This is a genomic window from Catellatospora vulcania (assembly GCF_009720385.1).
Taxonomy (GTDB): Bacteria; Actinomycetota; Actinomycetes; order Mycobacteriales; family Micromonosporaceae; genus Catellatospora; species Catellatospora vulcania.
Genome location: NZ_WARX01000007.1, coordinates 201596 through 213886, shown reverse-complemented (window position 1 = coordinate 213886; position 12291 = coordinate 201596). Strand labels below are relative to the sequence as shown.

At 72.4% G+C, this 12291-nt stretch carries 15 protein-coding genes; 8 read left to right on the top strand and 7 right to left on the bottom strand.

Going from position 1 to position 12291, the window contains the following annotated elements; all coding sequences use genetic code 11:
- Nucleotides 1-10: 10 nt before the first annotated feature.
- Nucleotides 11-880: a winged helix-turn-helix transcriptional regulator gene (locus tag F6W97_RS29020; protein ID WP_155373728.1), complete on the bottom strand. Its 870-nt coding sequence runs from the start codon at nucleotides 878-880 to the stop codon at nucleotides 11-13.
- An 82-nt stretch (nucleotides 881-962) separates the two neighbouring features.
- Between F6W97_RS29020 and F6W97_RS29015 the strand changes: the two genes are divergently transcribed.
- From F6W97_RS29015 to F6W97_RS29005, 3 genes are read left to right on the top strand one after another with little or no spacing between them, the layout of a single operon-like run.
- Nucleotides 963-1772 (top strand): ABC transporter permease, encoded by an 810-nt coding sequence (locus F6W97_RS29015; RefSeq protein ID WP_155373727.1) that lies wholly within the window; start codon nucleotides 963-965, stop codon nucleotides 1770-1772.
- The gene (locus tag F6W97_RS29010; RefSeq protein WP_155373726.1) at nucleotides 1769-2782 is read left to right on the top strand and encodes an ABC transporter ATP-binding protein; all 1014 of its coding nucleotides are present in this window, start codon (nucleotides 1769-1771) and stop codon (nucleotides 2780-2782) included. Before F6W97_RS29015 ends, F6W97_RS29010 begins: the two co-directional genes overlap by 4 nt.
- On the top strand, nucleotides 2779-3600 hold the full coding sequence (locus F6W97_RS29005) for an ABC transporter permease (protein WP_155373725.1): 822 nt from the start codon (nucleotides 2779-2781) through the stop codon (nucleotides 3598-3600). Before F6W97_RS29010 ends, F6W97_RS29005 begins: the two co-directional genes overlap by 4 nt.
- Before the next feature lie 29 nt (nucleotides 3601-3629).
- Here the strand turns inward: F6W97_RS29005 and F6W97_RS29000 are convergent, their stop codons facing one another.
- From F6W97_RS29000 to F6W97_RS28990, 3 genes are all read right to left on the bottom strand, one after another.
- Nucleotides 3630-3914, bottom strand: coding sequence for an RNA polymerase sigma factor (locus tag F6W97_RS29000; RefSeq protein ID WP_155373724.1), 285 nt, complete (start codon nucleotides 3912-3914; stop codon nucleotides 3630-3632).
- Between the two features lie 57 nt (nucleotides 3915-3971).
- Nucleotides 3972-4667 carry a hypothetical protein gene (locus tag F6W97_RS28995; protein ID WP_155373723.1) on the bottom strand — a complete coding sequence of 232 codons (696 nt, stop codon included), beginning with the start codon at nucleotides 4665-4667 and terminating at the stop codon, nucleotides 3972-3974.
- Nucleotides 4668-4796: 129 nt separating this feature from the next.
- Nucleotides 4797-5435 (bottom strand): NAD(P)-dependent oxidoreductase, encoded by a 639-nt coding sequence (locus F6W97_RS28990; protein WP_155373722.1) that lies wholly within the window; start codon nucleotides 5433-5435, stop codon nucleotides 4797-4799.
- Between the two features lie 77 nt (nucleotides 5436-5512).
- On the opposite strand from F6W97_RS28990, the gene F6W97_RS28985 reads away from it, so the two are divergent.
- Both F6W97_RS28985 and F6W97_RS28980 read left to right on the top strand, forming a co-directional pair.
- Complete coding sequence (locus F6W97_RS28985; protein ID WP_155373721.1) at nucleotides 5513-6004, top strand: MarR family winged helix-turn-helix transcriptional regulator; 492 nt, start codon at nucleotides 5513-5515, stop codon at nucleotides 6002-6004.
- A 44-nt stretch (nucleotides 6005-6048) separates the two neighbouring features.
- A complete protein-coding gene (locus tag F6W97_RS28980; RefSeq protein WP_155373720.1) occupies nucleotides 6049-6612 on the top strand; it encodes a DinB family protein in 564 nt (187 codons plus the stop codon).
- A 142-nt stretch (nucleotides 6613-6754) separates the two neighbouring features.
- Here the strand turns inward: F6W97_RS28980 and F6W97_RS28975 are convergent, their stop codons facing one another.
- Both F6W97_RS28975 and F6W97_RS28970 read right to left on the bottom strand, forming a co-directional pair.
- The gene (locus tag F6W97_RS28975; protein ID WP_155373719.1) at nucleotides 6755-7708 is read right to left on the bottom strand and encodes an anti-sigma factor RsbA family regulatory protein; all 954 of its coding nucleotides are present in this window, start codon (nucleotides 7706-7708) and stop codon (nucleotides 6755-6757) included.
- A gap of 133 nt (nucleotides 7709-7841) precedes the next feature.
- On the bottom strand, nucleotides 7842-8507 hold the full coding sequence (locus F6W97_RS28970; RefSeq protein ID WP_155373718.1) for an SMI1/KNR4 family protein: 666 nt from the start codon (nucleotides 8505-8507) through the stop codon (nucleotides 7842-7844).
- Nucleotides 8508-8734: 227 nt separating this feature from the next.
- On the opposite strand from F6W97_RS28970, the gene F6W97_RS28965 reads away from it, so the two are divergent.
- The gene (locus F6W97_RS28965; RefSeq protein ID WP_155373717.1) at nucleotides 8735-9202 is read left to right on the top strand and encodes an iron chaperone; all 468 of its coding nucleotides are present in this window, start codon (nucleotides 8735-8737) and stop codon (nucleotides 9200-9202) included.
- Nucleotides 9203-9262: 60 nt separating this feature from the next.
- Here the strand turns inward: F6W97_RS28965 and F6W97_RS28960 are convergent, their stop codons facing one another.
- Entirely contained in the window at nucleotides 9263-9583 is a 321-nt protein-coding gene (locus tag F6W97_RS28960; protein ID WP_155373716.1) for a DUF3040 domain-containing protein, read from the bottom strand.
- A 403-nt stretch (nucleotides 9584-9986) separates the two neighbouring features.
- Here F6W97_RS28960 and F6W97_RS28955 point away from each other — a divergent pair, with 403 nt between their 5' ends.
- Nucleotides 9987-10838: an alpha/beta fold hydrolase gene (locus F6W97_RS28955; RefSeq protein ID WP_155373715.1), complete on the top strand. Its 852-nt coding sequence runs from the start codon at nucleotides 9987-9989 to the stop codon at nucleotides 10836-10838.
- 229 nt (nucleotides 10839-11067) lie between these two features.
- The gene (locus F6W97_RS28950; RefSeq protein WP_155373943.1) at nucleotides 11068-12291 is read left to right on the top strand and encodes a multidrug effflux MFS transporter; all 1224 of its coding nucleotides are present in this window, start codon (nucleotides 11068-11070) and stop codon (nucleotides 12289-12291) included.

Here is a 12291-nt window from a genome sequence, read left to right as displayed (position 1 = left end):
GGCGCCGCGGTCATGCCGCACCGCGTACCAGCTCCAGCACCTCGCTGACCGCGCTCGGTATGTCGGTGACCGGGTAGATGCTGTGCCGCACGATCCGGTCACGGTCGATGACCAGGATGACCCGCTTGTACCGGATCTGCTGCGCGGCACGGAAGGTCGGCAGCCTGAGGGCGGCGGCGAATTCCAGATCCACGTCCGACAGCAGCGGGAACGGTATCTGCTCGATGTCGGCGAAGGCGGCCTGCTCATCCGGGCGCTGGGTGCTGACGCCGTGGACGGTGGCGCCGGCCTGGACGAATAGAGTCCACGCGTCGCGGAAGAGCCGGTTCTCCAGCGTGCAGCCGGGCGCGCCGGGAATCCGGCTCCAGCCGGGGGGCACCGCGGCGCCGGTGGCGGGGTAGGTGAACAGCACGGTCAGGTCGGTGTCGCCCACCACGTCGCGCGCGTTGCCGTGCGTGCCGGGCAGGGCGAGCCCGGCCGGTACCCGGCTGCCCGTCAGAGCCCTGGTCCTGGCCGCCTCGCGGTCGGCGTCGCCGCCGGGGGCCGTCGCCGTCAGTGACCCGTCGCCGAGCACGAACCGGTCGGCCCAGTCCTGCATGCCGACGAGCACCGGCAGCAGCCCGTGCCCGGCGGGGGTCAGCAGGTACTCGTGGCGCACAGGGTTGCTCTGGTAGGGCTGCCGGGTCACCACCGCGTGCTCGACGAGGTGGCCGAGGCGCTCGGTGAGGACTTTGCGGGAGATCTGCAGCTCGCCGGCGAGTTGGTCGAATCGGCGGTGGCCGCGGGCGATCTCGCGCAGGATCAGCAGACTCCACCAGTCGCCGATGACGGCGGCGGCCTGAGCGATGCCGCATGTCTCGTCGTCGCGTCGCTTGATCATCAGGGTTCCCTCCAGACCTCTCCCATGATACGTTCCCAATCGAAACCCAGTGGGTTCCCAAAAGAAACTAAGGGGCGATCGCATGGTGACGGCGTGGGCGACGCTGAAGCGCAACTGGCTGGTGATGCAGCGGGCCTACCCGTGGTCGTACTTCATCGGCACGCTCGGTCCAGGCGTCTTCACGATCGTCGTGGCGCTGCTGTCTTATCGGGCGATCGGGGGCGGGCGGGTTTCGGCCTGGTTCGGAGCCTCGTCCGGCACGTCCGACTACCTCGGCTACGTCACGGTGGGTGCGGCGGCGCTCATGTTCACCACCCGGATGGTGCTGTGGGTGGCGAAAGCGCAGATCACCGAGCAGCGTGAGGGCACGCTGGTGAGCCAGCTGCTCACGCCGGCCATGCGCCTGCCCTACCTGCTCGGCGTCGCCGCGCAGGCCTTCATCACGTCCATCCTGGAACTGTGCTGCCTGCTCGGGACGGCGCTGCTGCTCGGCGTACGGCTGCCGACGCCCGATCCGGTGAGCCTCGCGGCGGGAATCCTCGTCGCGTTCGTCGCCGTCTTCGGGCTGTCCATTCCCCTCAGCGCCATCATGATCGCAGCCGGGGAGGCCCACATCACCCAGAACACCCTGTTCTGCGTGGTCGGGCTGCTGTGCGGCTTCACCTTCCCGGCCGTGTTGCTGCCTGCGCCGCTGACCTTCCTCGGCGAGCTGCTGCCCGCCACTGCCGCGATGCGGGTGCTGCGCGCCGCCACCCTGCACGCCGCGCCCATCCATCAGGTCATCGGCGACCTGTCGAGCTGCCTCGCCCTCGGCTGCCTCTACGCCGCCATCGGCCTGCTGGTCCTACCGCACGCCGAGCGGCGTGCCATCACGAGAGGAGCAAGCGCTTGACAAGCGCCATCGCCACCTACGACCTGTGCAAGACCTACCCGGTGGTGGAGCGGCCGTGGTGGAAGCCGGGCAAGCCGCTCCGGGCCGCCCCCGCCGTGGACGGGCTCAGCCTGCGCATCCCGGCCGGGCAGGTCACCGGCTTGCTCGGGCTCAACGGCGCGGGCAAGACCACCACGATCCGGATGCTCGCGACGCTGCTGCGCCCCACCTCCGGCCGCGCCACGGTGGACGACCTGGACCTGGTGAAGGACGCGCGCGAGGTCCGCCGCCGGATCAACATGATCGCCGGCGGTGAGCGCATGGTGTACGCGCGCCTGACCGCCAGGGAGAACCTCTGGTACTTCGGGCAGCTCTACGACGTGCCCAAAGCGCAGCTCAAAGCACGCATCGCCGAACTGCTGGCGCTGGTGGGCCTGGAGCACGCGACGGACCAGCGGGTCGAACGCTACTCCAAGGGGATGCGCCAGCGTCTGTCGATCGCCCGCGGACTGATCAACCGGCCCGCATACCTGCTGCTGGACGAACCCACCCTCGGCCTGGACGCGCCGATCGCCCGGGACCTGCGCGCCGTCGTGGCGGAACTCGCCCGCGACGGCGTCGGCGTCCTGCTCACCTCCCACTATCTCGCCGAGGTCGAACAGCTGTGCGCCGACATCTTCGTCATCGCCGCGGGACGACTCGTGGCCCGAGGCACACCGGCTGAACTCACCGCGTTGGCCGAGCGCCGGCACACGGTCGAGGTGACCCTCGCCGCACCCGTCGACGACGTCGACCACGCCGTCGGGACACTCGCCATGCGGACCGGCGCCCAGCTCACCACCGGTGTCGACGACGAGCTGCGGCCCCGCTACACGCTCCGCCACAGTGCGGATCTGGCCGGGGAACTCGCCACCACGATCGTCACCGCCGGTGGGGCCATCACCCGGCTCGAGGTCACTCCGCCCACGCTGGAGGACGCCGTCATCGCCCTCGCCGACGCCGCCCCCGAGCCGTCGGTGGTGGGTTCGTGAGGCACGCGCTGCGGGTCATCGGCGCGGAGGCGTTCAAGCAGCACCGGCGTATATTCGGCGGCCCGCTCGTCGTCTTCTCCATGCTGATCTGGCCGGTGCTGCAACTCGCGACCACGTATTACACGATGCTGCCCCTGCTGGAGACGCCCGGGATCGGGCAGCGCTGGCCGGTGGCGGCCGAGCCGGTGCGGCTGCTCGCCTTCCTCGCCGCGGGCGCGTTCGCCTACATGTTCTACTTCTCGCTCGTCCAGTCAGCCTGGCATTTCTCGTTCGAGCGGATCAGCGGCACCATGGAACTGCTCTTCCTGTCCCCCGCCAGCAGGTTCGCGCTGGTGCTGGCGAACGGGACCGGGGCGCTGGTGCAGAACACGTGGCTTGCCGGCTGCTTCGCGGTCGCCGCCGCCTCGGCGAGCGGATCCCTGCACGTCGCCCATCCCGGCATGTACGCGGTCGCCGCGCTCGCCCTGGTGATCCCCGCCGTCGTCTGGGGCACGTTCCTCAACAGCCTGCTGCTCTTCTCCCGCGACTCGGCGTTCCTCTACACGCTCCTGGACGATCCGCTGTGGTTCGTCGCCGGGGTGCGGCTGCCGTTGTTCGCGATGCCGTTCGCCATCAAGGCGATCGGCTTGGCATTCCCGCTGACGAGCAGCCTTGCCGTGCTGCGCGGCGCCCTGCTGGACGCCGAAAGCCTCAGCGGCGTGGCCGGGCCGCTGGGCCTGCTCGGCATACTCTGCCTCCTGCTGGTCGCAGGCACCGCGGCGCTGCTGCGGATCGGCGAAGCACGGGCGCAACGCACCGGGTCGATGCAGCTGTACTGAGCCGGCGTACTCCGGTTCGGCCGGGCCGCTCAGCCCTCGGCAGGCTCGGTGTCCAGACCGGTCAGCCGCTCGGACAGGAACGCGCGTTCGGCTTCGTTCGCGGTGCCGACCAGCGCCCGGCGGTACGCCTCACGGGCCTGCTCCGTACGGCCGCACCGGCGCAGCAGGTCCGCCTTGACCGCGGCCAGGTACTGGTATCCGGCCAGGCCGGGTTCGCCCTCCAGCAACTCGATCTCCACGAGCGCCGCCCGCGGTCCGGCGACCATCGCGAGCGGCACGGTCCGGTTCAGCGCCACCACGGGCGACGGCCACACCTGCAGCAGCTCCAGAAGGACGGACGGCGCGAAATCGACAGCCTGACGGCAGGTTCCTCAGACTACTTCCGCCGCGGGCAGCTTCGGCTCGCCCCGCATCGCGCGCACGACGTAGCCGAGCGCGCTCATCGAGAACAGCGGGTAGCCCACCTCCCGCAGGTCAAGAGAGTCGCCGATGTGCCACGACGCCGGGTCGAGGCCGAAGTCGTAGTCGGCGAGCGCGAACAGCAGCCACAGCGGCGCGTACGCCCGATCGAGCATGACGACCTCCTCGCCGTCCATGCCGGACGACGACCACAGCTGCACGAGCACCGCGACGTCGGCCACGACGATCACGCCGAGCACCCCGACGATCCAGGCCGCCCGGAGCAGGCCGCGCCGCGCCAGGACCGAGGCCACCGCGAGCACCGCCGCCAGCCCCGCGAGCCAGACCAGGCCGGACTCCCACTTGCCGAATCGTTCATCGAGCTGCAGGATCGCGAACACCACCGCCGGGACCAGCACCGCGACGAGCGCCCACCAGCCGCGTGCCCACAGCAGCCCCGCGATCCGGTACGCCGCCACCGCCGCCAGCGCGCAGACGAGGACCGTCCCCAGCAGGTATACGAAGTCCACGTCCGCGTGGTCCATCGTCATGTCGCCGGTGAGGCCATACCCGAAAAGGAGTGCGATCACCCCGGTCACCAGCAGCGCCACGCACACCACGGGGGCGAGGACGATCCCGGCGATCCTTCGCGGATTGATGTCGGCCATGCCGCATGGTGCCATGTCCGTGCGCTCGGCGGCGCCCCGCTCGGGCCCGGGGCGGGAATTCGCACCACCCGCTTGTTCACGGTGCGGATGCTGTCACAGGCGACCGCCGAGATCTATCCAGCGTCGCAATCAGTACGCGACCCCGACGGGCCGGCCGACCGTCGCCGGGTCGGCCAGCGCGGCCAGCATCGCGTGTGCCACGTCGGCGCGGGAGATCGTGTGGCCGCCGACGACGTTCGCGCCGACGGCGGTGCGGTAGCGGCCGGTCACCGGCTTGTCGACGAGCTTGGGCGGCCGGAACACCGTCCACTCGGTCCGGCTGTCCCGGATCAGCTCCTCCATCACCGTCAGGTCCCGGTAGACGTCGGAGAAGACCGCGCTGATGACCGGCAGCAGGACGCGGCGGCTGAAGAAGCCCTCTCCGTCGGGGATCGGGCCGACCGGGGCGGCGCTCACCGCGACGAAACGGCGAGTCCCGCCCGCCGCCATGGCGGCGAGGATGCCGCGCGTGGCGTCGGAGGCCACGGTGCCCGCGTCACGGCCACGGGAGCCGACGCCAGACAGGACCGCGTCGCTGCCCGTCACCGCGGGCAGCAGCAGGTCCGGATCGGTCAACCCGGGGACGGTCGCCACCTCCAGGGCCGGGTGCCGCAGGTCGAAGTGCGCCGAGCTGCGGACCACGGCGGTCACCGTGTGCCCGGCGTCCAGCGCCTGGCGCACGATGTGCCCGCCGATGCCGCCGGTGGCTCCGAAGACCGTCAGTTTCATCGGGGTGCCCTTCGCGAAATACGGAGTCTCAGTGATTGTTACCGTACAGGACAATTTCTCGGACGTACAATACTCCGGTGCCTGAGCCATCGAACCGACCACTCGGCGAGCGGACCAACTTCCTGCTGTCGCAACTCGGCTTCCACACCGCGTCGCGGTTCACCGAGCGCCTGGTCGGGCTGGGCATCCAACCCAACCACTTCGGCCTGCTCATGCACCTCGCCCAGGGCGAAGGCCGGACTCAGCAGCAGCTCGCCGAGGCGCTCGGCATCCACCGCAAGGTGATGGTCGGGCTGCTCGACGACCTCGAACAGCGCGGGCTCGCCGAACGCCGTCGGCATCCCGCCGACCGGCGGGCACACGCGATCCACCTGACCGAAGCCGCCCGCACCCTGCTGCCCGAGGCCGTCGCGGTGGCCGACGCCGAGGAGGAGGAGCTGCTGACCGGCCTCGACGGCGACGAGCGGCGGCAACTGCTGGCGCTGCTGCAGCGCGTGGCCGAGCACAGCGGCCATCCCCGGGGCGTACACCCCGGGATGCGCGGCAAGATCGCCATGCCCGGCGCATGATCGCGCGGGCGATTGGCGGCCGCCTTGCTGGGTAGTCGTCCCGCATGACGTTTGTCGACGCGGTCGGTCACCCCGAGCCGCCGGCCATCGCCGGTGAGGCCGAGACCCTGCTGGGCTCCCTGGAGCGGCAGCGGGCCACGTTCGCCTGGAAGTGCGGCGGCCTGGACGACGCTGCCCTGCGCAAGCGCGCCGGCACTTCGACGATGACCCTCGGCGGGCTGCTCAAGCACCTCGCGTACATGGAGGACGTCAACTTCACCGGTGACCTGGCCGGGGCCGAGCTGCCACCGCCGTGGCAGGACCATGAGCGCGAGGCCGGTTGGGAATGGCGCTCGGCCGCCGACGACGACGCAGCGCAGCTGTACGAGCTGTGGGAACAGGCCGTCGAACGGTCACGGCGGGCGGTGAACGACGTGCTGATGACGACGGGCGTGGACACCGTCTACACGGCGCCGGACGGGAGCCTGCTCACCCTGCGCCGGCTGCTGGTCGACATGATCGAGGAGTACGCCCGGCACACCGGCCACGCCGACCTCATCCGGGAGTCCGTCGACGGCCGGGTCGGCGAGGACCCGCCGGGGCCCGCGTACCCGTACCAGCTCGGCTAGCAGACCGGGGGCGGCCGCGGAAACTGCGGCCGCTCCGCCTGCTCGACCGGCACCGGCTCGAAGCGCTCCACGTCGAGCTGGTGCCGAACTGGTCGTCCGCGACTCGACCGGACCCGTGCCGCCCGGCTCCCGCTGAGCACGCTCAGCCGGCGGACTCCCCCGCGATCAGGCGGATGGTGAAGCCGCCGGGCCCGCGCTGCAGCGACACGTACGCACACAGCTGGTGAGCCAGCCACAGGCCGAGACCACCCGGCCCGGCACCGGGCATCAGACCGGCGACCGGGTCGGCCGGACCCGGCCCCTGGTCGGTGACCGTGACGACGATCCGGCCCGGCTCCGCCCACACCCGCAACCGCACCGGATCCGCGCCGTGCAGCAGCCCGTTGGTGACGATCTCGCTGGTGCTCACCAGCAACCCGTTCAGGTCGTCATCGGACAGGGCGGCGACCGCCTGCAGCGCCGCGACCTCCGCACGGGCCCGCCCCGGCGGCACGTCCACCAGCTCGACAGCCGCCGGCCGGGCCTCGATCGGATCCGCCCAGCTCGCCACCGCGGTGGCCAGGAACTCCCGCGGATCCTGGTACACGGCGCTGCGCTCGCGCCGCCCGTCCGCGGACACCACATGGGTGTGCGTACGCCGCGCGTGGTTGAGCACCTCCGCCGGTGCGGTGCGGGTGTCGTACGGGCACAGCCCGTACATCGGGAACTCGTCGTAGACCTCGTTCACGGCGGCCTCGTACCGCGCCCACCACTCCCACGGCACCCCGACGCCGGGATGCGGCACGTCACCGGCGATGCGGATCTGCGCCGCCCCGCCGGCCACATACCGGGCCAGCATCTCGCGGTGCCGCTTGATCGCCACCGCCGGGCGCAGGTAGTGACCGTCACCGTCGATGAGCACGACCCCGCTGTCCGGCCCCAGCGCCGCGCGCACCAGCCGCTGGTTGTGCTCGCCGAACAGCGACACCGTCGGTTCCCCCGCCGCGACCCCGTCCAGCAGGAACGGCAGCACGACCGCCAGGAACTCGTCGTCGGAGCCGTAGAACGCGGTCTCGTGGAAGATGCCGTCGTGCCCGGCCGGCGCGCCTGATCTCACGACACCATCACCCGCCCCGGGCGGCATCGGGCGATATGCGGCTGGCTCGCGGCCCGCCTGCGGGCATGTTCCGGGAGCTGGGTCAGCCCTCCGGTGCCGCGCATGGCCAGAAAGCTAGCACGGTCGCGCCGGATCACCGGCTCCAGCAGGACCCTGGCACCGCCGCGTGGATCCGCGCCAGATCGGCCGGCGTCTGCGCGCGTATCCACACCCACATCCAGTCGTCACCGTGCGTGCGCAGCAACTGCCCCGGCCGCGAGTACCAGCGGACGGGCGATTCCTCCACCTCCACCCACATGGGCAGCTCAGGCAGCGGCACCCGGTCGAAGCGCGCCGCCACCGCGGGCGCCTGGTCCGGAGACAGCTCGCACGCGTTGTCGAGGGTGTCCTCCCGGTCGAGCGCGGCGCTCAGCGCCAGGTCGACGCAGGCCAGTGAAAGCCGGTCCAGGTACGGCCGCCAGCCCGACCCGGTGTCGATGACCACCGGAGGGTCGGGCCGGTCGGCGACGGCGAGGGGGATGCCCCAGGCCGTCTCGGCGATCAACGGGTCGGCCCAGTGGAACGCCAGGACCCCGTCCTCGGCGTACGCTCCTCGCGGATCGAGCAGGCCACCGCACGCGTACGCCTCCCGCAGCGCTTCCGGCAGTTGAGGTCCCAGCCGCTCGGCGGCCTCACCGAACCCGGCGGCCGGTTCGCCCGGCAGTCCCCAGGCGGCGCTGAACAGGCGCAGGAACTCCCACACCGCGGCGCGGTCACCCATCCGCCGCCGCAGTTCGTTCGCCGTGTCGAAGCCGGTCACGTCGCTCTCCGTCCGGGTGGCGCGCACTCCGCAGCCTTCGGATGTGCATGACACCATCGCGGCCCGGCGGCCGCAACGTCGCCGTCGGCAGAAGCTCCCGCTCCGGGCGGTCCGTGCCCGCGATCCGTGGCCGGTTCCGTGGTCGCCACGGATGCCCGGCGGGGGCCTAGCGGGACATGCTTAAGGCACGAACAACCCGCCAGGCAACGCGACTGAGGAGAAACACCATGGCCACGAAGTCCCCCACCGCAGCCAAGACCGCCGAGAAGTTCGACGGCTTCACCGACGACGAGCGCGCCGCGATGAAGGAGCGGGCCAAGGAGCTCAAGACGGCCACGCGCCGCAGCCCGCGCGGCGCCAAGGCGGACGAGGAGGCGGCCGTCCTCGAGAAGATCGCCGAGATGTCCCCGCCGGACCGGCGCCTGGCCGAGCGGATCCACGCGATCGTCAAGGCCAGCGCCCCGGACCTGACCGCGAAGCTCTGGTACGGCATGCCCGCCTACGCCCTCGACGGCAAGGTGCTGTGCTTCTTCCAGTGCGCGCAGAAGTTCAAGACGCGGTACGCCACGCTCGGCTTCAGCGACGTCGCGATGCTCGACGACGGCACGATGTGGCCGACGGTGTACGCGCTGACCGAGCTGACCGCCGACGACGAGGCGAAGATCGGCGCGCTGCTGAAGAAGGCCGTGAGCTGAGCTGCAGCAGCACGACCCACGCCGGGCTGGGACGCACACCGCGTCCCGGCCCGGACCTCGTCAGGCCGGCTGCGCGCCGCGATGACGGGGCCCAGGGACCCCCGGCTGCAGCGCGCACCGCCGCGCCGCGGTGCCCGCGCCCGCCGCGGCGAACAGGGCGACCAGCCCGCCACCGACCCACCCCACCAGCAGCAGGAAGATCGCCAGCAGCACCGCCGCGGCGGCCGCCGCGAAGCCGAGCCGCGCCGCGGTCCGCCTGCGGTATTCGACCGGCGGGCAGGCGACCCCGGTGCTCAGGCACGCCACGAAAACCGGGTCACCGGCCCGGGTCTGCTCGGCCAGCCCTTCCAGACGGGCCAGCTCTTCCGGAAGCAGCGACATCGCCCCCACCTCTTCCTGTCTCCTGTTGCCGACTGCTTACCCCGCGCGCAAGGTCCAGTACCGCCCGCGAAGCGCCGAACGTCCGGGACGCCCGGCCCGATCGCCGCGGTTTGGCCGCGGCCTCATCCGGGGTACGGCTCAGACATAGACAGCAGGAGGCCCGAGATGTCGCCCATCACCGATCCCAGCGATCCCATGCAGCCACCCGTGCCTGCGCCGGAGCCGCCTCAGCCGGTTCCCGCCCCGCCGACACCGCCGCCGCCGGCGCCGTCGCCCATCCCGCCGGTCCCGCCGCCGCCCATGTGACGACCCGCCCAGCCGGCAGGCCGCGCATCGCGCGGCCTGCCGGCTGGGCGGCGTACGGGCAGATCACGGGTCGCCGCGGGCGGCGTTACCATCACGTATGCCGCTGGACGAGGGCCCGATGCCGGCCGACACGATCACGTCAGCCGACGGGACACCGATCGCGGTGCACACGACCGGCACCGGACCTGACGTCGTGATCCTGCACGACGCCGCAGTCCCGCTGCAGCACTACCACGCGCTGGCCGAGGCGCTGGAGCACCGGTACACGGTGCACCGCTACCACCGGCGCGGCATGCCGGACGCAGCCGCGCCGGACGGCTCCGAAACCGTCGCGACCGACCTCGCCGACCTGTCCGCGGTGCTCCGGCACACCGGGGCCCGCAGCGTCATCGGCCACGGCACCGGCGGCTTCCTCGCCCTGCGAGCCGGCTTGAACCACCTCCCCCTGCACCGCATCGCGGTCTACGACCCGAGCCTGTCCGTACTCGGCCGGCCCGCGTCGGACCACCTCGACCCGCTGGAGCAGGCCGTACTCGCCGGTGACCCCGCCCGGGCGCTGACCGTGCTCGACCGGGGGACGCACCCTGACGGGCTCGCGGCCCGGCTCCCCTTCGGCCTGGCGCTGCTGGCCAACCGCCTGCTGCTGCGCAGACCGGGCAGGCGTGCGACGGCCGGGCTGCTGCCGGCCGCGCTCCCGGAGATGCGCCGCGTCCGCGACCATGACGGGCCGCCCGGCGACTATGCCGGGATCACCGCCGAGGTACTGCTCGCCGCCGGGGCCCGCAGTCCCGAGCACTTCGCCGAGAACTGCCGGGCCGTGGCCGAAGCCATCCCCGGCGGACAGGCGGTCATCATCCCCGGCGCGGCCCACGACGCCCCGGCCGTCGCCCACGACGAGCTGGTCCGTCCCCTGTCCCGGTTCCTGGCGGGCCCGGCCGTCACGGCGTGAGCGTTCCAGCCGCACGCCTCGAACTGCCAGACGCCTCCGTTGCCAGCTGTTCACTGACTGTCGGACCCGACGAGCCGCCGTGACCGCCCCCGCGGCACGGCAGCGGCGCACGGTCACTCCCTGTGACCTGAGACACCTCGCGATTCCGGGGGAATCTACCCGTCGGTATCCAGTTGTCATCAGCGTGACCTCGACTCCCGCCGCAGCTTCCGCGCCGCCCGGCGACCTCATGAACAGCGCCCAGCGGCTGCGGCTGGTGCTCGTCCTCGGCTCCCTCATCGCCATCGGCCCGCTGACCATCGACATGTACCTGCCGGCCCTGCCCGCGATCACCGACGACCTCGGCACAACCTCGACCGCGGTGCAGCTCACCCTCACCGGCACCCTGGCCGGCCTCGGCCTGGGCCAGCTCGTGATCGGCCCGCTGTCCGACGCCTACGGCCGCCGCCGGCCGCTGATCATCGGCCTGCTCGTGCACGTGCTCGCCTCCGCCCTGTGCGTGATCGCGCCCAACGTCGAGACGCTGGGCGCGCTGCGCGTCCTGCAGGGCCTCGGCGTCGCCGCGTCGTCGGTGGTGGCCATGGCCGTGGTGCGGGACCTGTTCAGCGGCACCGCGTTCGCCCAGCTCTTCTCGCGGCTGATGCTGGTCATGGGTGCCGCGCCGGTGCTCGCGCCGACGCTCGGCGGGGCGGTGCTGCGCTGGACCCAGTGGCGCGGCGTGTTCGTGGTGCTGGCCGGGTTCGGGATCGCGCTGACCCTGGTGGCGCTGTTCGGCCTGCGCGAGACGCTGCCTGTCGAGCGGCGGCGCACCGGCGGCGCGGCGGGCACGCTGCGGATGTACGGCGCACTGCTGCGCGACCGGACGTTCGTGGGGCTGGTCCTCGTGGCGGGCCTGGCCATGGCAGGCCTGTTCGCGTACGTCGCCGGGTCCTCGTTCGTGCTGCAGGAGCAGTACGGCCTGGACGAGCAGCAGTTCGCGATCGCGTTCGGCGCGGGCGCGGCCGGGCTCATCGGCGCGACCCAGCTCAACGTGCGGCTGCTGCGCAGGTACACCCCGCAGCGCATCCTGGTCGGCGCGCTCGCCGCGGGCGCGGCCGCCGCCGCCGTGCTCGTCGCGCTCGCCGCGACCGGCCTCGGCGGCCTGCCTGCCCTGCTCTGCGGCCTGTGGGCGGTGCTGGCGGCCAGCGGCCTCGCGCTGCCCAACGCGCCCGCCCTGGCGATGTCGCGCCACGGCGAGGCGGCCGGGACCGCCGCGGCCCTGCTGGGCGCGGTCCAGTTCGGGGTCGGGGCGGTGGCCGCGCCGATGGTCGGGGTGCTCGGCGCGGACGCGATGGCGATGACCACGGTGATCCTGGCCGGGATGACGTCCGCGCTGGCGATCGGCCTGCTGGTGGTGCGCACGGCCCGGTTCGAGGAGACCGCCGCCGAGCCGGCGGCGGTGCACGTCGGCTGA